We start from the raw sequence: 18909 nt of genomic DNA, 5'->3' as shown, positions 1-18909 counted from the left end.
AGACAGCGCTCCTTGCCTTTTCCCTTTCTCACGCGCCGGACGGCTCACGCGGCGGGTGCGCCCGCCTGGTGGGCGCCGGTCTCCCGGACGAGGAATCGGGCGAGTCGAGATCCTCGGCGGCGGTTGACGGTGCGTCGGTTCACCCGACTTCACCCGTTCGTGGAAGCCTCTGACCAGGCTGGTTCCCCTACGATGGGGGCCGCAACGGTCCGAGGGCAGGAGGCTGGTATCCATGACGGATCGCACCACCGAGGATGACCAGTCGAAGCCGAGCATCGCCCGCGTCTACGACTATCTGCTCGGCGGCAAGGACAACTACCCCGTCGACCGCCAGATCGCCGACATCTTCATCAAGGACCTGCCCGGCTCGCCGTCGATCGCGCGGGCCAACCGCCAGGCCCTGATCCGCGCCGTGGGCGCCATGGCCGACGAGGGCATCGCCCAGTTCGTCGACCTGGGCAGCGGCCTGCCCACCGCCGACAACGTGCACCAGGTCGCCCGGCGGCACAATCCCGAGGCACGCGTCGCCTACGTCGACCACGACCCGAGCGCGGTGGCCCGCAGCCGCGCCCTGTTGGCCGACGACGAGCGCACCACGGTGGTCCAGGCGGACCTGCGCGACACCGAAATGATCCACGACCACCCCGACGTGCAGGGCCTGATCGACTTCACCGAGCCGGTGGGCGTCATCTTCAGCGGCGTCCTGCACCACCTCAACGACGACGAGCGGCCCGCCGATCCCGTGCGCTGGTGGGCGGACCGGGTGTCCCCGGGCAGCCTGTTCTACATCTCCCACTTCCGCTCCGGCGACAACGGGGAGACCCGGGTCGTGGAGGAGAAACTGCAGAGCAGTCTCGGCCGTGGCCGCTGGCGCACCGACGAGGAGATCATCGGCCTGTTCGGCGACCTCGAACTGCTCGAACCGGGCCTGGTCAACTGCTCGCTGTGGCGCCCGGACCCCACCCCGGGCGCCGGCGCCGACAACGGCACCGGCGCTCGCGAGCTGACGGTGTGGGAGCAGCTGATCTCCTGCGCGCTGGCCCGCAAACCGTGAGCGGGTGCCCAGGATCGCCGGCATGGCACTGCGACCCGTCCAGGTGAACCTGTTGAGCCGTGATGGCCAGGCCGATTCCCACGCCGTGGCGTTCCGACTCGGCGCCGCTGGTCGGGCTCGCGGCGTAGGTGCGACGGAGCCCCGCCACTCCGGGGAAGCGTGACGGGACTCCGGGCGGTTTCGGTGCTTCAGTAGATCGGGTGCCCGTCGCTCAGGTATCGAGCGTGACCGTCGGCCAATGCCGCGAGGGCGGCGTCATAGCGGGGGTGCAAGCGAGGGCGGAGCAACGGGCGGGCGTCGGCCGGGTCCATCATCGCCAGCTCTGACAGCTCATCGTCGTGCGGCCTGAGTTCGGCTGACTGCTCGGCGGACAGCTCGCCGCCGTCAAGGATGAAAGCAAGCTGATCATCCCACGGGCCGTGGGGCGGAACCCACTCGACCACCAACAGCCGACCGGGCGTGAGCTGTAGTCCCAATTCTTCGCGCACCTCCCGTCGGCCCGCGTCCTCGGGGGATTCGTTGGCTTCGACCATGCCGCCCGGCAGGTCCCAGTCAGGCTTGTAACTGGGGTTGACGACCAGTACGCGGCCATTCCGATCACGGATGATCAGATCGACCGCGACTCGTTTGCGCGCTTGTTTGGCGTTGCCCTCGGCCAGGTAGGCGTTCCATGCTTCCGGGTCGTCAGGCGTGGGCGGTGTCCTCAAAGCCGGTTCCTCCCCTTTGCTGCGGCATGATGTCGGCGAGCAGCAGCGCCCGCATACGGCGTGCATCATCGAATCGTGCCAGATACTCATAAACGGGGCGGTAGGTGGCGTGCTGGCTGAGCTGGCCCCGGAGCCCGTCAAGTTGTTGCACCACCCGAACCGAGCCCATGGTAGGGCTGGTGGCGAGGAGTTCGACCCCGACCGCTACGGCAGCGTCCAGATCCCCTCGCCTCACGTGCAGCGAGGCGAGCGTGATTCGACTCAAGGCCAAGGAGCGGGCTCGGCCTTCCTCGCGGAGGCCGACGGCTTGCTCCGCGTACTCGAGTGCTGGGCCGAGCTTCCCAAGTCTCCGAAGACCAGGGCGGACTCGCTTGCAAGCGTTGCGTGGTCGAAGGGCGAGAGCCAGGGGTGTTCGTCGTCGGCGCCGAGGTCAAGGGACACCCCCGCCTGGTCGAGTGCAGCAGTCGCAGACGCGTACTGTCCTGTTGCCGCGAGCGCACGGGCGTGCATGGTGTGCAGCCGCGCCATGAGGCTCGGCAAGTGTGCTCCAGCGCGGGCAAGTTCGACCCCCGCTAGCGCCCAGTGAGCTGCCTCGCGGGGGTCGCCGGTCTGTAGCGCAAGGTGACTGCTGCTGGCTGCGACGTGCGCTGCTAGCGGTAGGTCTCCAGAGGTGCGGGCAAGCGGCAGCGCTTTCGAGAAGTGCGCCGCGGCAATGCTGTCCTGCCCGGAGTCGTGCGCCATCCAGCCGGCCATTTCGGTCAGCGCTGCGGCTGCCCCGAACACTGCGGGCCCGGACGCGCCGTCGACCAGCCGGGGAGCGATGCTGTCCGTCAGGTGCCGTACCACGGCACTGTAGAGCCGACCGCCCCTGGCCTGCCTGTCCGCGCTCCGGAAAGCGTCCATCGCCGAGAGATCGTCCGAATGCGCGAGCACTTCGCCGAGCGGTGCGCGGTACGGCTCGGCTGGTGCGGTCGGTTCCCACGGGCGCCGGGCAAGGCCCAGCAGCTCGCCAGGGATCTGAAAGGCACCGGCGATCTGCTCGAACATGGTCAACTTCTCGACCTTTGTCCGTCCGTTCATGTAGTCGTACAGCCGACCTTGGCCGATGCCTGCTGCCGCTGCGATCCGACGCGTGCTGACTCCGCGTGTGTTCATCAGCTTGAACAGTGCCCCCATGTCTCTCGCCCGGAGGATGGTCAGCAGGCGCTCATCTCCGAGCAGTCCGGCGACAACTTCGCGCGGGCCTGGTGGCTGTCGGTCCACTACATCGCTCCCCGTGGCTGCGTGCTCCGATCGTAGGCCCACCGGGAGTGTGCAGACTCCAACTTGGAGTCACCGCCTCGGAGTCCTTTGTCGGTGGCCTGGCGTCGTTGAATGTCGGTCGGTCAGAAAGGCCGCTACGAGGACGTGAGGTGCCCCTGTGGGTGATTCGCATCTCTCTCGGGATGATCGAGGCGAAGACGGCCGACCGGCTCGCCGAGATCATCCGTGCCGGGGCCGACGCCCTCGCTGCCGAGGACCGTGCCGCCCTTGCGGACGACAGAAGCCCCAACCCTGGACAGGTCGAGCCGGCCGGGGTGGGATGACAACTCGGCTACAAGGCTGAGCTGTTGAACCTGGCAGTACCACTGTGATCGGAGGAACAGCACTGATGACAACCGCACCGTGGGGTACTACCCGCATGGGCCCGTACGCCGAGTCCAGCCCGATCCCCGCCCTGACGCCCCTGATCGACCCCGAAACACAGATTGCTGTGATCGTGGACGAGCACGGCCGCACGGTCGAGCTGGGAGCGCACGGGACCAGCACCAACACCAGCACGCCCACCAACACGGGTGGCGGCGACGGGCAGGGCGGTGGGCAGAACACCCCCACCGACATGGACAGCATCCCGGCCAACGACCAGGACCAGGGCACGGGCTGACATGACACCGGATCGACACCGGGCCGTCCTGGTCCTGACCAGCACCTACGACGTGACAACCGACGTGGTGCTGCGCATCCTGGCTGACCGCCGAATCCCGGTCGTCCGGACAGACCCCGGTGCCGATCTTCCCGGAGGTGCCTCGCTGACCACCCACTACGCCACGGGTGAGCAGCGGGGCGCCCCCCGCACCCCGAGCCGGGTTCTCGACCTGGCCGACGTCAGATCGGTATGGGTCCGCAGACCCTCGCCCTATGCAGCGCCGCCGGGCATGGTCGAGCATGACGCCAAGTTCACCAGTGCACAGGCATTCTGGGGCTTCGGTGGCATCCTCGCCTCGCTGCCCGGTGCCCACTACGTGAACCACCCGTGGCGCATCCGCGATGCCGAGTACAAGCCGGCTCAGCTCGCTACGGCAGCCCGCAACGGGTTCCTGGTCCCGGAGACGGTCATCACGGCAGATCCGCACGAGGCGCGGCAGTTCTGCGCGCACCAGCCCTGTGGGGCGGTCTACAAGCCGTTGTGGGACAGTCGGTACCGCGATGCGGAAGGCACCGCGCACCAGGTATGGGTGCGAGGGGTCGACCCCATCGAGATCACCGAGGCTGTGTCCGTGTGCCCGCACCTGTTTCAGTCGAAGGTATCGAAGGAGTTCGACGCGCGGGTGACTGCCGTCGGCGACCGCTTGTTCGGGGTCCGGATCGACAGCCCCGATCTCGATTGGCGCCACAGACAAGACCTGATGACCTGCACGCCTGTCGCCGTGCCCGAACCGGTCGCGCGTTCGGTCGCCGCCTACCTCGGTGAATTCGATTTGGTGTATGGCGCGTTCGACTTCGCTGTGACCGCTTCGGGTGACTGGTACTTCCTTGAGTGCAACCCCAACGGCCAGTGGGCATGGCAGCCATCGGAGACCACTGACGCAATCGCCCATGCCCTTGCCGACCAGCTAGAGAAAGGCCCGGACGCATGACGACACCGGCCGAACTCCGCTCCGCCCTGGCGGACAGACTCGCCGAGGAGGACCCGGACACCGATCCGGCATGGATCGACGCCGCGAGGACGGTCCCGCGGGAGCTGTTCACCGGGGCCTACTTCCTGCCGGTCGAGGGGAGTAACCCGACCAGTTACCGGCCCGTCCGCGAGGCTGAGCCCGGTTGGTTGGAGGGGGTCTACACGAATCAGACCCTTGTTACCCAACTCGACGGCCGCACCCGGCCCGACGATGTGACCGAAGGCACCGCGATCGGAGCGCCGTCGTCATCGTCCACGCTGCCGTCACTGGTGTTGCGGATGTGGCACCAGCTGGACCCCGAGGCCGGGCACCGGGTGTTGGAGATCGGTACGGGAACCGGCTACTCGACCGCCCTCGGCGCGCGCCGCCTCGGGGACACCAACATCACCAGCATCGAGTACGACCCGGCCGTGGGCGGGTCCGCCGCTACTGCCATCAAGGCAGCCGGCCACGCGCCCCGCCTGATCATCGGTGACGGGCTGCTCGGCGACCCGAACGGCGGCGAGTACGACCGAATCATCGCCACGTGCTCGGTTCGGCACATCCCGCCCCCGTGGCTGCATCAGGTACGTCCCGGCGGCCGAATCCTGGTCACCCTCTCCGGCTGGTCCTTCGCGTTCGGTCTCGCGCTGCTCACTGTGACCGAACCCGGTCGTGCTACGGGCCGGTTCCTGCCCGGGTACACCAGTTTCATGATCGCCCGTCCGCACGACCGGCCGCCACGCCAGCCACTGTCGTTGCTGCCCGGGGACGAACGGCTGACCCGGATCAACCCGGAGATCATCAGCACGTGGACCGGCGGTTGGGTCGCCCAACTCGCGGCGCCGTCGGCCGAAAGGATGGGCGCGGGTGGGCAGCAGATCCTCTCGGACGTATCCACCGGTTCGCAGGCCCGGACCATCCCCAACCCGGACGGTGGATGGACCGTGATCCAGCGCGGCCCGCTCCGGTTGTGGGACCAGGTAGAACGGGCCGTCGAGGCCTGGCAGGAGGCGGGCGAGCCGCACCAGGACGGGTTCGGAATCACGGTCTCGGCGGCCCGACAACGGGTCTGGGTCGGCTCCGAGGACGGTCCGGGGTGGGACCTGCCGATCTGAGCGCGCGACAGGCTCACAACCGGAGTGCGGGCGTTTGCTCACCAGGTCGAATGAAGCGGCGAGGGTCAAGTGAACGATCGACGGCCCGGTTCTGGGGCGTGGCGCTGGACTGGACCCTGCACGAGGTGGCCGACGACGCCGCGGTGTTGCGGTCCGCCCAGGGCGTCGGCCCGTATCTGGAGTTCCTCCGCAGCCCCGACGCGAAGACCGTGCCGGACCGCGTCCACCTCGATCTGCTGCCATACCCCGGTGACGACAAGGCCGCGGAGGTGGCCCGGCTGCGGGCCCTCGGCGCCACCGACCTCGACCTCGGCCAGGGCGACGTGCCGTGGACGGTCCTCGCCGACCCTGAGGGCCACGAGTTCTGCGTCCTCGCCCGGGCCTGACGCGGAGGATGCGCGGTGGCCGCCCGCGTGCGAGGCTTCGCTCCACCAGTGCCCGGAGCGGCGCACGCCCGAATACCGCACAGGAGCAGAGCCCGCATGCCACCGTCGACACCGACCGACAGCCCCCGACCCGTGAGCGGCAGCTGGGGGCAGATCCACGCCGAGCGGGCCGCGCTGGCCGCCGACCTGGCGGGGCTGGCCGAGGAGCAGTGGGCCACCCCCTCCCTCTGCGACCGGTTCACCGTCCGCGAGGTGCTCGCGCACCTGACCGCGGGGGCGAGTCTCACCCCGGTGCGCTGGATGGTGGGTGTGATCCGCTGCCGCTTCGACTTCGACCGGCAGGTCGCCCTGCGGCTGGCCGAGCAGCTGGGCGCCACGCCGGCCGAGACGCTCGCGCGGTTTCGCCAGGTGGTCACCAGCACGACCAAGCCGCCCCTGCCGAGAGTGGCGATGCTCGGGGAGACCGTCGTGCACGCGGAGGACATCCGCCGCCCGCTCGGCATCGCGCGCGACTACCCGATCGACGCCCTGACCGCCCTGGCCGCCCACTACCAGGGCTCCGACCTGCCCGTCCTCTCCAAGAAGCGCGCCGCGGGCCTGCACCTGACGGCCACCGACGGTCCCTTCACCGCCGGTGACGGCCCACGGGTGTCCGGTCCCACCCTGGCCCTGGTCATGGCGATGGCCGGCCGGGCGCCCTACTGCGACCAGCTCGACGGCGAAGGCGCCGCCACCCTGCGCGAGCGCCAGGCGATGACCTGACCGTCCGACGAGCGATCTTGTGCTTCGCCGCAGCCTCGGCCAGCATGTGATCACGGTGGCGCGGCCATGGGGCGGAGCGCACACCGCGAGAGGGGTGGGCCGGGTGGCAGGCGCGCACGAGGGGGACTCCGACGTCGTCTGGTCGGAACAGGTCGGGCGAGAGCTCGTGGAGGTGCGAAGGACCGAAGGCCGGTGCGTGCTGCGGATCGGTGGCTGGTCCACCGTGCTGAACCCGGAGACCCGGGTGCACCACGAGAGCAAGATGATCACGAGGCGCATCACCGTCGGTGATCCGGGCCGACCTCCGTTCGTCTACCGCTACCGGCTCCCGTGGCGGGGCGTTCTGGCGCCGGCCCTGGAAGCCACCTACGACCGGTGGTCGGCCGAGGCCGATGACCCGGGGCTGCGGCTGGTCGACTACCTCGGCGGAACGGACGACTGGGTGCCGCGGACACCGTCGAAGCGCGAGAGGGCCCTGCTGAAGACGATGTCCACCGACGGATCCTGAGCGCGTCCGGAAGGGCCTGACGGTCGAACGGCCCCCGGCGTGCGTGGGGCTGTCGGGCGCTCTCGGTGCACTCTGCTTCGCTCCGGGTGGGGCGCGGGGTGAGGGAACGTTCACTCGTCATGACAGCGGGTAGTTAGTCACTCTCAGAGAGTAATGAAACCGTGTCGGTGCCGTGCGGACGTCGAGGAGCGGTGGTGTCGGACGATGGTCAGCTCGGCGCGCACGCCGAGGCGAGCGGGCGGCCGGGGCCCGGGAGGGTGCCGCCGCGGGTGCCGGGTCCGCGGCATGCCGCCGATGCCGTTCATGACGATCTGTCACCCGCGGTCGTGGTGCCCTGGCCGGACCGGATGCTGCCGCTGCTGCGCACGCCGACGGCCGACCGGCCGCTCGTGCCGGACCTCGCCGAGGCGGACCGGCCCGAGCCGGCCGAGGCGGCGGCCGTGCTGGACCTCGCGCTGTCGGTCGGTGAACTGCTGCTCGCCAGTGGGGAGGCCGCCGAGGACGTGGAGGCGGCGATGCTCGCCGTCGCGCGTTCCTACGGGCTGCGCCCGTGCGATCCCCAGGTGACTTTCACCCGGGTGAGGATCTCCTACCAGCCGGGCCCGGCCGACCCGCCGTTGACGGCCGAGGGCTCGGTGCGCCGCCCCGCCGGGGACTACGCGCGGCTGGCGGCTGTCTTCCGGCTGGTGACCGAGGTCGCGGCGGGCACCGTCGAGGTGGTGGACGCCCACCGACGGCTCGCGGTCCTGAGCCGTCATCACCACCGGTTCCCCGGCTGGCTGCTGGTGTTCTCCTCCGGGCTGCTGGCCGGTTCCGCGACGCTGCTGGTCGGCGGGCGGGTCGACGCGCGGGCGTGGCTGGTGTTCGCCCTTGCCTTCGTCACGGCGCTGGTGGGGGACCGGCTGGCGGCGCTGGTGGCGCGCCACGACCTCCCGGCGTTCTACCAGTTCGTCCTCGCCGCGACGCCGGCCGCGGCGATCGGGATCCTGCTGTCGTTCAACGGCCTGCAGCTGCGCGGTTCGGTGGTCATCACCGGCGGGCTCTACGCGCTGCTACCGGGCTGGCCGATGGTGGCGGCGGTCCAGGACGGTCTGGCCGGCTTCTACCTCACCGCTGCCGCCCGCCTGCTGGAGGCGGTCTTCCTGATGGCGGGCGTGGTGATCGGCGTGATGACCGTGCTCTACGTGGGCGTCAGCAACGGTGCGGCGCTGGCGGCCCGGGACGCCCCGGCCGGGGAGCCGTACCCGCCGGTGCAGCTGGCGGCGGCGATGGTGCTCACCCTGGCCTTCGCGGTGCTGCTGAACACCGAGCCGGGCACGCTGCCGCTGGTGCTGCTCAACAGTGCGGTCGGCTGGACGACGTACGGCGTGCTGGTCAACGCCGGCGGGGAGTCGATCGTGGCCACCGGGGTGGCCGCCGGAATCGTCGGGCTCTTCGGCCAGCTGATGGCCCGATACCGGGGCAACTCCGCGCTGCCGCACATCACCGCCGCGCTCGGGCCGCTGCTGCCCGGCTCGGCGCTCTACTTCGGGATGCTCGCCTTCGTCCGGGGCGAGTCGGAGGCCGGGCTGAGCCGGGTCGGGCGCGCGGTCGCGATGGCGATGGCCCTGGCGATCGGCATGAGCCTGGGCAGGGAGGTGGCCCGGCTGTTCCTCCCGGTGCGGGTGACCCCGGTGTTCGCCCGCAGGGGCGGCCGGCACCGCCGCTGACGCCCGTCAGCGGCGGTGCCGATGCGCCGCAGGTGGGCCCGAGCGGCCCGAGCGGTCAGAGCAGGTTGGACAGGAAGCGGCGCAGCCGGGGGCTGCGGGGCGCCTCGAAGAGCGACTCGGGCGCCCCGGACTCCACCACCGTTCCGGCGTCCATGAAGGCGACGCGGTCGGCGGCCTCGCGTGCGAACCCCATCTCGTGGGTGACGACGACCATGGTCATCCCGGCGCGGCCCAGGTCGGCCATCAGCGCCAGCACCTCCTTGACCAGCTCGGGGTCCAGGGCGGAGGTCGCCTCGTCGAAGAGCATCACCCGGGGTTCCATCACCAGCGCGCGGGCGATGGCCACCCGCTGCTGCTGGCCCCCGGAGAGCCGGCCCGGGCGCGCGCCGGCCTTGTGGCGCAGGCCGACCAGGTCGAGCTGGCGGAGGGCCGTCGCGTCCGCCTCCTCGCGGGACAGGCCGCGCAGCTTGCGCAGCGGCAGGGTCAGGTTCTGTCGCACGGTCATGTGCGGGAAGAGGTTGAACTGCTGGAACACCATGCCGACCTGACGGCGCAGCTGGTCCGGGTGGCGGTGCAGGACGCTCTCGCCGTCCAGCAGCACCTCGCCCCCGTCGGGCTCCACCAGCCGGTTGATCGCCCGCAGCAGGGTGGACTTGCCCGAGCCGGAGGGGCCGATGACGCACAGTGTTTCGCCGCGCGGGACGTCGATGTCCACGCCGCGCAGGATCGCGGTGCCGCCCAGCGAGAGCCGCAGGTCGCGGGTGGCCAGGCTGACGGCGGCGAACCGCGCGTCGCCGGAACCGGTGGCGGTCGGTTCGTCAGGCATGCGACGCTCCCTCGGGCGTGGTGTCCGGCGTGGTGTCCGGTGCGGTGTCGGACACGGGTTCGGGTCGGGCGGCAGGGACCGGGGCGCCGTCGGCGACGCCGTCGGCGTCCGTCGGTTCGGCGCTGGTGCGCCCGTTGCGCAGCCGTCGGTCGATCACGTTGACCAGGTGGGTCAGCGGCACGGTCAGCAGCAGGTAGAAGAGGCCGGCCAGGAGCAGGGCCGACTCGTTGCCGGAGGTGGCCGCGGCGTCCTGGCCGATCCGGAACAGGTCGCGCTGATCGGCGGTCAGCCCGAGGAAGTAGATCAGGCTGGAGTCCTTGATCAGCCCGATGAGCTGGTTGACCCAGGCCGGCAGCACCCGCCGGATCCCCAGCGGGATGATCACCAGCCGCATCGCCGAGGCGTGCGAGAAGCCGAGTGCCCGTGCGGCTTCGAGCTGGCCGGCCTCGACGCTCTGGATCCCGGAACGGAAGATCTCGCCGAAGTAGGCGGCCGCGATCAGCGAGAGCGCGAGGATCCCGAGCGGGTAGGGGTTCGGCCCCCAGATCTGGAGTCCCTCGGGGGCCAGGCCGACACCGATCAGCAGGATGGTGACCGCGGACGGCAGCCCGCGGAACAGGTCGGTGTAGACCCGGGCCGGCCAGCGCAGCCACCTCGTCCGGGCGGTGCCCGCCACCGCCAGCGGCAGCCCGACCAGGGTGCCGATGGCGGCGGAGGTCACCGAGAGGATCAGCGTGTTGGGCACGCCGGTGGTGAGCAGGTCGGAGATCGCCGAGCGCATCGATCCCCAGTCGAAGAACGTGTCTGCCAGTGTGCCGAGTTGGTCCACAGCACTCTCCTGTTCGGTCGGGTGCGGCCGTCGTCGCGAAGCGGGTCGCGACGACGGCCGCGGAGTCGGTTCGGCGCGATCAGGAGGTCGCGGAGGCACCCGGCGACGGCGCGGTGCTCGCGGTCGTCACCTTCGGGTAGTCGACGGTGCCGCTGCCGGGCTTGAAGTCGCCCGGCACGGCACGGCCCGGGTAGTACTGCTCCTCCAGGCGGGTCCAGGTGCCGTCCTGGATCACCTCGTCGAGGCCCTTGTTGAGCGCGGCGAGCAGCTTGGGCCGGTCGTGCGCGACGGCGAAGGCGGTGGGCTCCGAGCTCAGCCTGGTCTGGGCGAGCACCACCTTGCCGCCGCTGTCCTTGGCGCTCTGCTCGCCGATCTCGGCGGGCGATATCCAGCCCTGTACCGTCCCGGCCTTGAGCTGGTTGAGCGCGCTGTTGTAGTCGGGGACGCGCACGGGGTTCAGCCCGTTCTTCGTGGCGTAGTCGTCCTGGACGGTGCCCTGCACCACCACGACGCGCTTGCCGGCCAGCTGGTCGAAGCTGGTGACCGAGGAGCCCGCGGGCACGTCGAGCCCGAAGTAGCCGAAGTCGTAGCCGTTGGTGAAGTCCACCGTCTTCCTGCGGGCGTCGGTGATCGTGATGGACGAACTGCCCGCGTCGAACTTGTGGTTGGCCACCTCGGCGAGCAGGGCGGAGAAGTCGGTCGCGGCGAACTCCACCTTGAGGCCGGCCTTGGCCGCGACGGCGGTGAACAGGTCGTTGTCGAAGCCGGTGAACTTGCCGTCCTTGAGGAACACGTTCGGTGGGGCGTCGGAGAGCGTGCCGACCCGGATCGTGCCGGGCACGGCCAGCTGGTACGGGTTGTCGGCCGCGGAGCTCTTGCCGGAGCCGCTGCCGCAGGCGGTGAGCGAGAGCAGGGCGGCGACGGTGCTGACGGTGGCGGCGAGGACGAGACGCGGACGCATGGGAACTCCTGGGCAGGTGAGGGCAGGCCGGGAACGCGCGCCGCGGCTGCCCGGGGTCGGGGGACCACGGACCGGGCGGCGGCGGACGGCCGGAGGACGGATCGGTGCGAGGGAAGGGTCGTGCGGGGCACGGCGTACAGCCGGAAACCACGGGGAACCCGCTCGGCGGCGGGAGGCCTCGGTGGGAAACGGACCGGCGCGGCGAGCGTCAGATGACGTCAGCGGGGCCGGTGGACGGCGTGGAAAAAGGAGTCAGCAGCCGACGCGACAGCTTGTCGCCGTCACGCGGCGCAGGTCGATGTGCCTGCGCGACACCAGATATCCAGCCATGCGGGCACTATGTGTGATGATCGCCAGCGGAGTCAAATCCGGACGGCCGGGACCGCAGCTGGCGCCGGTTCCCCGCTGCGGTGCTGGTCAGAGCTGTGCCGGGCTCCTCTCCCGGGCACTCGACTGCGCCAGGCGGATGAAGAACGGTGCCCGGTCGCGTGGCGCCTCGCGCGGTGATCGGGCTGGGCCGCGGCGTCAACTACCGTGTGTGCCCTGCCCGAAAGCCCACTTCGACCCGGAACGGGGAGTACGTGACCGACGCCACGGCAGCGGCCGGTGCCAGCAGCGATCTGCCCACCCACGCGCAGGTGGTCGAGCGGATCAGACGCCGGCGCGAGGAGCTGGGACTGAGCCGCGAGGAGGTCGCGCACCGCGCCGGCATGTCGCTGGAGTACACCCACCTCCTGCAGCGGCTGGATCTCGACTTCCACCCGGCGGCACTGCGTCGCATCGCGGCGGTGCTCGACCTGAGCTACGACCAACTCATGGGGGAGCGGGAGGAGTCGGGGTCGGTGCCCGCGGATGCCCGGCTGATGATCACCCGCCTGACCGAGCAGGAGTGCTGGGACGCCCTCGGGGTCCGCAACGTCGGCTACCTCGGCTACCTGGACCGCTCGGACGCGTGGGCGATCCCGATGGACTACCTGGTCGACGGGCGCCAGCTGGTCTACCGCATCACGCCGACCGGCCCGCTGGCCACCGCCCCGGGCGTCCCGGCGCTGCTGGAGAGCGAGGGGACCAGCGGTGACCTGAGGCGCTGCTGGAACGTCCTGGCGGCGGGCCTGACCACCAGCCTCGCCGACGCGGACGTGAGCGCCGACCTGCGCACCCGGGTGGCCGCGGAATCGGAGAGGGGCGAGGGCGAGGGCGAGAGGTGGATGTGCCTGGCCGTCACCCGGATCGCGGGCCGCAGGATCGGGCTGCGCCAGGTCTGAGGGGCCGGGCCTTTCGGCTGTTCGTGACGCCTGCTCAGGGCCGGTCCGGCCCGCGGTAGGGCAGCGTCCGGCTGTAGACGACGCTCGTGGTCGTGCTGCCGAAGCCGGCCAGCTCGTCCATGAGCGTCTCCAGGTGCTCCATCGAGGTCGCGGTCACCTTCAGGGTGTAGCAGTCGTCGCCCGTGGTGCGCAGGCACTCCAGGATCTCGCGGCGCTCGGCGAGCAGCCGGCGCAGCGGCTCGTGGCGGTTGCCCGGGTACTTCAGCCGGACGACGGCGAGCACGGGATAGCCGACCTTGGTCAGGTCCACCACGGCGTGGTAGCCGGTGATGACGCCCTGCGACTCCAGGTTCCGCACGCGTTCCGTGGTGGCCGACGGGCTGAGCCGCACCCGCCGGCCCAGTTCGCTGAGGGAGAGGCGGGCCTCCTGCTGCAGGTGCGCGATGATCGCCCAGTCTATGTCGTCAAGGTTCACGGTCACATCGGGAATCTACCGGAAGAACCACGGGAAACACCCGCCGGGACCAGGAACTCTCCGTTCCGTGCGCCATGATCGCCGGGATAGCCTCGAGCCATGCAACTTGGCGTCAACGTACCGAACTTCGGGCCCGGCACCGACCCCGGCGTGCTGCGCGACTGGGCCCGGATCACCGAGGGGCTCGGCTACGACCTCCTCATGGTCTCCGACCACGTGGTCGTCACCCCGGATGTGGCCGAGCGGTATCCGGAGCCGTTCTACGAGCCCTTCACCACACTGGCCTGGCTGGCCGGGGTCACCACCGCCGTGCGACTGGGCACCACCGTGCTGATCCTCCCGTACCGCAATCCGCTGGTGGTGGCGCGGATGGCCACCACGCTCGACCGGCTCAGCGGCGGCCGGTTCGTGCTCGGGGCGGGAGTCGGCTGGGCGCGGCAGGAGTTCGACGCGCTCGGGGTGCCGTTCGCCGAGCGCGGCCGGCTGACCGACGAGTACCTGGCCACCCTGCGGGAGGCCTGGCGTGCCGGGAGCGAGGACGGCCTCGCCCCGGTCCCGCTGTGGATCGGCGGCCACAGTCCGGCGGCGCTGCGGCGCGCCGCGCGGTTCGGGGACGCCTGGCACCCGCTGCGGCTGTCCGTGGCCCGGATGCGTGCGGTCCTGGCGGACCACTCGGTGGGCGGATTCGCGCCCCGCATCGCGCTTCGGCTGACCACCGCCCCGGTCGACGACCCCGAGCGGCCCGCCGGTGTGGGCACCATCGAGCAGATCCTCGACGATCTCCACCAACTCCGGCTACTCGGAGCCGAGACCGTTGTGCTCGACCCCTACCACGGGGATCCACGGGACATCCGTCGACCCCACACGGCCTGGCAGGCACTCACCGAGGTGGCCGGCCGCTGGAGGAGCGCATCATGATCACCGCCGACGACGAAGTCCTCCTGCGACGCGCCATCGCCGTCGCGGCCCGCGCCGTTGCCGTGGGCGACGCCTCGTACGGCTCGCTGCTGGCCGGCAGCGACGGCACGGTCCTGGCCGAAGCCCACAACACGGTGCGGCGCGACAACGACATCACGGCCCACCCGGAGCTGAAGCTCGCACGCTGGGCGGCCCGCGAACTCGATCCGCGCACGGCCGCGCGCACCACCCTGTACACCAGCTGCGAGCCGTGCGGCATGTGTGCCGGCGGCATCGTCCGCTCCGGCCTCGGCCGGGTCGTCCATGCGCTCTCCACCGGACAACTCGTGCAGCTCAACCCGCAGTCGGGAGAGTGGCCGACGGTGGCGCAGGACGGCCCGGCCCTGTTCGACGAGGCGCGCGTGCCCATCGACCGCTACTACCGGCCGAGTTGACGGAGTGTCCGGTCAGAGCGCCGGAACGGGCAGCAGCCGGTAGGCGTCCTGGTGCCTGACCACGCGCCCGGCGGTGGGCGGCGCGAAGTGGGTGCCGAGGACGAGGGCGTCGGTGCCGGCGAGGGAGTCGAGCAGGCCGCGGCGCGAGGCCTCGGACTGCTGGGGGTCGATGTCGACGCAGGCGCCGATGCCGGGGTGGGCGAGCTGGACCGGGTGGTGGATGCAGTCGCCGGTGATCAGCGCCCGCTCGCCCTGGCTGGTCAGTTCGACGGCGACGTGGCCGGGGGTGTGGCCGGGGGTGGGCAGCAGGCGCAGGCCCGGGACGATCTCGGCGCCCTCGGCGGGGATGTCGACGAGGTCCAGCAACCCGGCCTGCTCGACCGGTATCACGGAGTCCTCGAACATCTGCCGGCGTGCGTCCTCCATGGCGTAGCCGGCCCAGAACTCCCGCTCGGTGCGGGAGGTGAGGTAGCGGGCGTTGCGGAAGGTCGGGACCCACTCGCCGTCCATCTGCCGGGTGTTCCAGCCGACGTGGTCGGCGTGCAGGTGGGTGATGACGACCAGGTCGACGGAGTCCGGCGGGTAGCCGGCGGCGGTCAGGCGCTCCAGGTAGTCGGTGCGCAGGTCGTGCCAGGCCGGGTTGGCCCGCTCCTTGCCGTTGCCGATGCCGGTGTCGACGAGGACGCGCAGCCCGCCCACGGTGACGGCGAAGCTGTGGCTGTCGAGGTGCAGGATGCCCTCGTGGTCCGCGAAGTGGGGGTGCAGCCAGTCCTGACCGGTCACCACCTCGGGGGTGGCGTCGGGCAGCAGCCACGGTCCGGTCGCCGGCGGCAGCAGCACCTCGTCGATGCGGTGGACGGTGAGCCCGCCCACGGTCCAGGAGGGGATGGCGGCGGTGCGGGAAGTCGTCATGGTCGGTCGTTTCCTCTGTTCTCGTCTGCTGGTCTGTTCTTGTCAGTGCAGGTGATCGGGTGTGGTGCGGGGTGCCGCGTGCCGTGACCGGGCGAGCGCCGCCAGGGCTGCCACCGCGAGGAGGGCGGCGATCACGGCGTAGGCGTGGGCGGCGGTGCCGAGCCCGTAGCGCTGGGTGGCGGCACCGGCGGCGATGGCGGGCAGGCTCATCGAGAGGTAGCTGAGGACGTAGTAGGCGGCCAGCGAGGCGGCGCGGTCGCGCTCGTCGAGGGAGTCGAGGATCAGGCGCAGCGCCCCCTGGGAGACGGCGCCGAAGGCGATGCCGGCCAGCGCCGCGCCGCCGTAGACGGCGGGCAGTCCGGCGCCGTGCAGACCGCTCAGGGTCAGCAGCGCGGCGGGCAGCACGGACAGGCAGCCGCCGATCGCGGCGGCGAGCGGCGCCGCGCCCCGCAGCGTCCACACGGCGAGGGCCGCGGCGGCGCTGAGGGTGAAGAAGACCAGGCCGCGGGCGGCTTGGGGAGCGTCGGGGGCCACCAGGCGTACCAGGGCCGGCCCGAGGGAGGAGTAGAAGCCGCCCAGCGCCCAGACGGCGACGACCCCGGTGCCGACGGTCGACAGCGCGCGGCGGACGGTGGGCGGGAGGCTGAGCTGCGGGCGCAGTGACCGCAGGGCGCCGGGGTGGCGGTGGGCGGTCTCCGCGGTGGCGGTGACCGCGAGTGCCTGGGCGAGGAACAGGCCCGCCAGGACGGCGTAGACGGTGATGGTGGGGGCGGGGGCGAAGCGGACCAGCAGGGTCGCGGCGAGCACGCCCGCGGCCATGCCCGCGATCGGGGCGATGGTGTTGGCCAGGGCCGAGCGGCCCGGACGTCGGGCGTCCGCCAGGTCGAGCAGGGCCGCGCCCGCCGCGCTGGTGGCCGCGCCGGTGGCCGCGCCCTGCACGACCCGAGCGGCCGTCAGGGAGCCTGCGCCGTGCGCCGTGGCCAGCAGGACCATGGCGCCGGCCTCCGCGAGCAGGGCGCCGACCAGGACGGGGCGCCGTCCCAGGTGGTCGGAGAGGGAACCGGTGGTGAGCAGGGCCAGCAGCAGCGCCAGGGAGTAGGCGCTGAAGACCACGGTGACGGCGAGGGGTGTCAGGCCCCACCGGTCCTGGTAGACGGGATACAGCGGCGTCGGGGCGCTGGATGCCGCCAGCAGGGCCACCAGGATCGAGGAGTTGAGGGCGAAGGAGGTGGTGCGGGCACGGGCGGGCCGGAGGGGACGGTGCGCGGGTGCGTCGGACAGGACGCTGGGCATGGGGCTCCTTTGCGGGTAAACGCAATCTATTTGCTTTAAGGAACCCTAGGCTCTACTGTCGGCTAAAGCAAACCGTTAGCTTTTGGTGTGGGAGTGCTCCGTGTGCCCACCCCGATCAGGAAGAACGCCCATGTCAGCGTCCGCGTCACCATCCGTGTCCACCTCCGCACCAACACCCCTGCCGGCGTCCGTCCCTGACGCCGACCTCACGCCGTCGGAGGCGGCCCGCTGGGCCGCCCGTGGCGGGCTCGTACTGCCCGCCGAGCGTCACGCCGCGGTCGCGGCCACCGTCAACCACATCCATTCCATCGTCGCGATCCTGCGGGAGCTGGACTTCGGGGAGACCCCGCCCGCCGGTGCCTACCGCGCCGGAGAGGAGAAGCACGATGCAGCCGTATGAGCTCTCCCTCGCTGCCGCCGCGGATGCGATCCGGGACCGGCAGCTGTCCCCGGTCGAGCTGGTGGACTCCGTCCTGACCCGCATCGAGCAGGTCGAGCCGCTCCTCGGCGCCTACGTCGCCTTCGATGCGGAGCAGGCGCGCCGGGCGGCGCGCGAGGCCGAGGCTGAGGTGGCGCAGGGCCGCCACCGCGGGCCGTTGCACGGCGTCCCGATGGGGCTCAAGGACCTGATCGACGTCGCCGGCTGGGCCACCACGGCCAGCTCCCAGGTGCGCGCCGACCACCGCGCGCAGGCCGACAGCACGGTCGCCGCGCGCCTGACGGCGGCCGGCGCCGTCCTGCTCGGCAAGACGCACACCCACGAGTTCGCCTACGGCCTGACCACCCCGCAGACCAGGAACGCCTGGGACCGCGGCCGGGTCGCGGGCGGTTCGAGCGGCGGGTCCGCCGTCGCCGTCGCCGCGGGCACGGCGACCTTCGCCCTGGGCACCGACACCGGCGGATCGATCCGGGTGCCCGCCGCGCTCAACGGGGTCGTCGGCCTCAAGCCGACCTACGGCCTCGTTCCCCGGCACGGCGTCACGTCCCTGTCCTGGGCGCTGGACCACGTCGGCCCGATCACCCGGACCGTGGAGGACGCGGCCCTGGTGCTGACCGCGCTGGCCGGACACGACGCGCGTGACCCCGCTTCGCTGCACACCTCCGCCCTGGACTACCGGCCGGGGCAGGACACGGATCTGACGGGGCTGCGGGTCGGCGTGCCGCGCACCTACTACTTCGACCACGTGGACGCCGAGGTGGCGGCTGCCGTCCGGCGCGCCATCGGGCAGTTGGCGGCGCTCGGTGCGCAGCTCGTCGAGATCGACATCCCGATGACCCGCTACGTCCAACCGATCCTGTGGGGACTGCTGGTGCCGGAGGCCACCGCCTACCACGAGCGCACCCTGCGGGCGGCGCCCGAGCTGTACCAGGCGGACGTCCGCATCCTGCTGGAGGCCGGCGAGCTGATGAGCGCGGTGGACCACGTGCGCGCCCAGCGCGCGCGGACCATGATGCGGGAGCAGTGGGCGCGCCTGCTGGAGACGGTCGACGTGATCGCCGCCCCGGCGGTCCCGATGACGGCGGCAGCCTCCGACCAGGAGACGGTCACCTGGTCGGAGGGCACGGTCGAATCCGTCTCCGACGCTCTCGTGCGGCTGTCCGCCCCCGCGAACATCGTCGGGGTGCCCGCCCTGTCCGTCCCGGTCGGCCATGACACGGCGGGCCTGCCGATCGGCATGCAGCTGCTCGGCCGGCCGCTCGGCGAGCGCGCGCTCCTGCGCGTCGGCCACGCCTACGAGCAGACCCGGCCTGCCCGAGCGCTCGCGCCGGTGGCCTGAGCACGGCGCGTGGGTCGGGCCGGACCGGGCCGGGGAGCCGTCGAACGGCACTCGGG

General features: G+C 71.6%; 22 protein-coding genes and 1 pseudogene. 14 read left to right on the top strand and 9 right to left on the bottom strand.

All coding sequences use genetic code 11. The features are described from left to right. The first annotated feature begins 232 nt into the window (after positions 1–232). Positions 233–1054, top strand: a complete 822-nt coding sequence (locus OG294_RS02775; RefSeq protein ID WP_327064752.1) for an SAM-dependent methyltransferase — start codon at positions 233–235, stop codon at positions 1052–1054. Between the two features lie 188 nt (positions 1055–1242). Here the strand turns inward: OG294_RS02775 and OG294_RS02770 are convergent, their stop codons facing one another. From OG294_RS02770 to OG294_RS02760, 3 genes are read right to left on the bottom strand one after another with little or no spacing between them, the layout of a single operon-like run. Continuing rightward, positions 1243–1761 carry an NUDIX hydrolase gene (locus OG294_RS02770; protein WP_327064751.1) on the bottom strand — a complete coding sequence of 173 codons (519 nt, stop codon included), beginning with the start codon at positions 1759–1761 and terminating at the stop codon, positions 1243–1245. Further along, positions 1739–2026 carry a hypothetical protein gene (locus OG294_RS02765; protein WP_327064750.1) on the bottom strand — a complete coding sequence of 96 codons (288 nt, stop codon included), beginning with the start codon at positions 2024–2026 and terminating at the stop codon, positions 1739–1741. Before OG294_RS02765 ends, OG294_RS02770 begins: the two co-directional genes overlap by 23 nt. Then, a complete protein-coding gene (locus OG294_RS02760; protein WP_327064749.1) occupies positions 2023–3024 on the bottom strand; it encodes a helix-turn-helix domain-containing protein in 1002 nt (333 codons plus the stop codon). Before OG294_RS02760 ends, OG294_RS02765 begins: the two co-directional genes overlap by 4 nt. A 161-nt stretch (positions 3025–3185) precedes the next feature. On the opposite strand from OG294_RS02760, the gene OG294_RS02755 reads away from it, so the two are divergent. From OG294_RS02755 to OG294_RS02720, 8 genes and pseudogenes are all read left to right on the top strand, one after another. Continuing rightward, entirely contained in the window at positions 3186–3347 is a 162-nt protein-coding gene (locus tag OG294_RS02755; protein ID WP_327064748.1) for a hypothetical protein, read from the top strand. 65 nt (positions 3348–3412) lie between these two features. Beyond that, on the top strand, positions 3413–3685 hold the full coding sequence (gene tgmA, locus OG294_RS02750) for a putative ATP-grasp-modified RiPP (RefSeq protein ID WP_327064747.1): 273 nt from the start codon (positions 3413–3415) through the stop codon (positions 3683–3685). 1 nt (position 3686) lies between these two features. Further along, the gene (tgmB, locus tag OG294_RS02745) at positions 3687–4658 is read left to right on the top strand and encodes an ATP-grasp ribosomal peptide maturase (protein ID WP_327064746.1); all 972 of its coding nucleotides are present in this window, start codon (positions 3687–3689) and stop codon (positions 4656–4658) included. After that, positions 4655–5797 (top strand): ATP-grasp peptide maturase system methyltransferase, encoded by a 1143-nt coding sequence (tgmC, locus tag OG294_RS02740; protein WP_327064745.1) that lies wholly within the window; start codon positions 4655–4657, stop codon positions 5795–5797. The genes tgmB and tgmC overlap by 4 nt, the downstream gene beginning before the upstream one ends. 74 nt (positions 5798–5871) lie before the next feature. Further along, positions 5872–6183 (top strand): annotated as a pseudogene (locus OG294_RS02735) (VOC family protein); the annotation flags it as partial. A 96-nt stretch (positions 6184–6279) separates the two neighbouring features. Then, a complete protein-coding gene (locus tag OG294_RS02730; protein ID WP_442789097.1) occupies positions 6280–6945 on the top strand; it encodes a maleylpyruvate isomerase family mycothiol-dependent enzyme in 666 nt (221 codons plus the stop codon). Positions 6946–7048: 103 nt separating this feature from the next. Continuing rightward, positions 7049–7453 carry a hypothetical protein gene (locus tag OG294_RS02725; RefSeq protein ID WP_327064743.1) on the top strand — a complete coding sequence of 135 codons (405 nt, stop codon included), beginning with the start codon at positions 7049–7051 and terminating at the stop codon, positions 7451–7453. A gap of 194 nt (positions 7454–7647) precedes the next feature. After that, positions 7648–9162 (top strand): threonine/serine ThrE exporter family protein, encoded by a 1515-nt coding sequence (locus OG294_RS02720; protein WP_327064742.1) that lies wholly within the window; start codon positions 7648–7650, stop codon positions 9160–9162. A gap of 55 nt (positions 9163–9217) precedes the next feature. Here the strand turns inward: OG294_RS02720 and OG294_RS02715 are convergent, their stop codons facing one another. The 3 genes from OG294_RS02715 to OG294_RS02705 all read right to left on the bottom strand — a co-directional run bounded on the left by OG294_RS02715 (position 9218) and on the right by OG294_RS02705 (position 11778). Next, the gene (locus OG294_RS02715; RefSeq protein ID WP_327064741.1) at positions 9218–9988 is read right to left on the bottom strand and encodes an amino acid ABC transporter ATP-binding protein; all 771 of its coding nucleotides are present in this window, start codon (positions 9986–9988) and stop codon (positions 9218–9220) included. Beyond that, on the bottom strand, positions 9981–10817 hold the full coding sequence (locus OG294_RS02710; protein WP_327064740.1) for an amino acid ABC transporter permease: 837 nt from the start codon (positions 10815–10817) through the stop codon (positions 9981–9983). The genes OG294_RS02715 and OG294_RS02710 overlap by 8 nt, the downstream gene beginning before the upstream one ends. A gap of 79 nt (positions 10818–10896) precedes the next feature. Further along, positions 10897–11778 (bottom strand): ABC transporter substrate-binding protein, encoded by an 882-nt coding sequence (locus OG294_RS02705; protein WP_327064739.1) that lies wholly within the window; start codon positions 11776–11778, stop codon positions 10897–10899. A gap of 581 nt (positions 11779–12359) precedes the next feature. Here OG294_RS02705 and OG294_RS02700 point away from each other — a divergent pair. Beyond that, the gene (locus OG294_RS02700; protein ID WP_327064738.1) at positions 12360–13043 is read left to right on the top strand and encodes a pyridoxamine 5'-phosphate oxidase family protein; all 684 of its coding nucleotides are present in this window, start codon (positions 12360–12362) and stop codon (positions 13041–13043) included. Positions 13044–13077: 34 nt separating this feature from the next. Here OG294_RS02700 and OG294_RS02695 read toward each other — a convergent pair whose 3' ends face one another. Then, positions 13078–13524: an Lrp/AsnC family transcriptional regulator gene (locus tag OG294_RS02695; protein ID WP_327064737.1), complete on the bottom strand. Its 447-nt coding sequence runs from the start codon at positions 13522–13524 to the stop codon at positions 13078–13080. Positions 13525–13617: 93 nt separating this feature from the next. On the opposite strand from OG294_RS02695, the gene OG294_RS02690 reads away from it, so the two are divergent. Together OG294_RS02690 and OG294_RS02685 are read left to right on the top strand one after the other, a co-directional pair. After that, positions 13618–14436 (top strand): LLM class flavin-dependent oxidoreductase, encoded by an 819-nt coding sequence (locus tag OG294_RS02690; protein WP_327064736.1) that lies wholly within the window; start codon positions 13618–13620, stop codon positions 14434–14436. Further along, positions 14433–14870 carry a nucleoside deaminase gene (locus OG294_RS02685; RefSeq protein WP_327064735.1) on the top strand — a complete coding sequence of 146 codons (438 nt, stop codon included), beginning with the start codon at positions 14433–14435 and terminating at the stop codon, positions 14868–14870. The genes OG294_RS02690 and OG294_RS02685 overlap by 4 nt, the downstream gene beginning before the upstream one ends. Positions 14871–14882: 12 nt before the next feature. Here OG294_RS02685 and OG294_RS02680 read toward each other — a convergent pair whose 3' ends face one another. Then, positions 14883–15782 carry an MBL fold metallo-hydrolase gene (locus OG294_RS02680; RefSeq protein ID WP_327064734.1) on the bottom strand — a complete coding sequence of 300 codons (900 nt, stop codon included), beginning with the start codon at positions 15780–15782 and terminating at the stop codon, positions 14883–14885. 42 nt (positions 15783–15824) lie between these two features. Beyond that, positions 15825–17075 (bottom strand): MFS transporter, encoded by a 1251-nt coding sequence (locus tag OG294_RS02675; RefSeq protein ID WP_327064733.1) that lies wholly within the window; start codon positions 17073–17075, stop codon positions 15825–15827. 154 nt (positions 17076–17229) lie between these two features. On the opposite strand from OG294_RS02675, the gene OG294_RS02670 reads away from it, so the two are divergent. Together OG294_RS02670 and OG294_RS02665 are read left to right on the top strand one after the other, a co-directional pair. Beyond that, the gene (locus OG294_RS02670; protein ID WP_327064732.1) at positions 17230–17475 is read left to right on the top strand and encodes a hypothetical protein; all 246 of its coding nucleotides are present in this window, start codon (positions 17230–17232) and stop codon (positions 17473–17475) included. Further along, the gene (locus OG294_RS02665; protein ID WP_327064731.1) at positions 17462–18853 is read left to right on the top strand and encodes an amidase; all 1392 of its coding nucleotides are present in this window, start codon (positions 17462–17464) and stop codon (positions 18851–18853) included. The genes OG294_RS02670 and OG294_RS02665 overlap by 14 nt, the downstream gene beginning before the upstream one ends. Positions 18854–18909 lie beyond the last annotated feature (56 nt).

Source organism: Kitasatospora sp. NBC_01302, from assembly GCF_035976515.1.
GTDB lineage: Bacteria > Actinomycetota > Actinomycetes > Streptomycetales > Streptomycetaceae > Kitasatospora.
Note: the sequence above shows the minus strand (reverse complement) of the source record. Positions and strands in the feature narration are given on the sequence as shown.

Bases quoted from the DNA above. Each gene is read 5' to 3' on its own strand.
- OG294_RS02775 (WP_327064752.1), top strand. From the start codon at position 233: ATGACGGATCGCACCACCGAGGATGACCAGTCGAAGCCGAGCATCGCC.
- tgmA (WP_327064747.1), top strand. From the start codon at position 3,413: ATGACAACCGCACCGTGGGGTACTACCCGCATGGGCCCGTACGCCGAG.
- tgmB (WP_327064746.1), top strand. From the start codon at position 3,687: ATGACACCGGATCGACACCGGGCCGTCCTGGTCCTGACCAGCACCTAC.
- tgmC (WP_327064745.1), top strand. From the start codon at position 4,655: ATGACGACACCGGCCGAACTCCGCTCCGCCCTGGCGGACAGACTCGCC.
- OG294_RS02730 (WP_442789097.1), top strand. From the start codon at position 6,280: ATGCCACCGTCGACACCGACCGACAGCCCCCGACCCGTGAGCGGCAGC.
- OG294_RS02715 (WP_327064741.1), bottom strand. From the start codon at position 9,988: ATGCCTGACGAACCGACCGCCACCGGTTCCGGCGACGCGCGGTTCGCC.
- OG294_RS02705 (WP_327064739.1), bottom strand. From the start codon at position 11,778: ATGCGTCCGCGTCTCGTCCTCGCCGCCACCGTCAGCACCGTCGCCGCC.
- OG294_RS02690 (WP_327064736.1), top strand. From the start codon at position 13,618: ATGCAACTTGGCGTCAACGTACCGAACTTCGGGCCCGGCACCGACCCC.
- OG294_RS02685 (WP_327064735.1), top strand. From the start codon at position 14,433: ATGATCACCGCCGACGACGAAGTCCTCCTGCGACGCGCCATCGCCGTC.
- OG294_RS02680 (WP_327064734.1), bottom strand. From the start codon at position 15,782: ATGACGACTTCCCGCACCGCCGCCATCCCCTCCTGGACCGTGGGCGGG.
- OG294_RS02675 (WP_327064733.1), bottom strand. From the start codon at position 17,075: ATGCCCAGCGTCCTGTCCGACGCACCCGCGCACCGTCCCCTCCGGCCC.
- OG294_RS02665 (WP_327064731.1), top strand. From the start codon at position 17,462: ATGCAGCCGTATGAGCTCTCCCTCGCTGCCGCCGCGGATGCGATCCGG.